Below are 695 nucleotides of genomic sequence, written 5' to 3' on the forward strand. Positions count from 1 at the left end.
CCGAACGCGCCGCCGCCCGCGAGGAGGGCCGACGCGCCGAACAGCGCGGCGGGGGCCGTTGCGAGCGCGACGCCGCCGAGCGCGCGCGGGCCGGACTCCCCGGTCAGCGCGGATCCGAGCCCCTCGTGGGGGGCCTCCCCGACGCAGACGAGCGTCGCCGTCGCGGCCTTCGCGCCCACCTCGGCGGCGACCACGAGGGCGACGGCGTCGACGAGCGAGAGACGGGCGAGGTCGACGGTCACCGTCCCCGCGGCCGCGACGGCGAAGACCGTCAGCGCGAGCGCGAGCGTCCCCCCGACGCCGAGCGCGGAGTCCTTCATGACCTCGCGTCGCCGGTCGGCGTCGCCGTGGACGACCGCGGCGTCCCCGAGGTCCGCGACGCCGTCGAGGTGCGTGATCCCGGTGACGAGGTAGATCCACGCGGGGAACGCCGCCGCGAACGTGGGGGTGGGCACCCGGACCGGTCCCAGCGCCGCCGCGACGACCGGGAGCGCGATCAGGCCGCCGAGCGCGTAGGCGACCGCCGGCATCGCCGCGGGCGCGCGGCGGAACGCCTCCCAGTCGCCCTCGCCGCCGCCGACGGGGACCCGCGAGCAGAACCCGAGCGCCCCGCGAAGCGCCGCGACCGCGCGGCTCACGACCACGCGATCAACACGCCGAACGCGAACAGCGCGAGGTTCCGCGTCTTCGTGAAG

The 695-nt window shown here is 78.0% G+C and carries 1 protein-coding gene; it reads right to left on the minus strand.

All coding sequences use genetic code 11. The features are described 5' to 3' along the window. Positions 1 to 638: adenosylcobinamide-GDP ribazoletransferase (locus EXE45_RS09745; protein ID WP_394348151.1), on the minus strand; the 638-nt coding region annotated here is incomplete at its 3' end. Positions 639 to 695: the final 57 nt, after the last annotated feature.

Source organism: Halorubrum sp. SP9 (assembly GCF_005435015.1).
In the GTDB taxonomy this organism is placed as follows: domain Archaea; phylum Halobacteriota; class Halobacteria; order Halobacteriales; family Haloferacaceae; genus Halorubrum; species Halorubrum sodomense.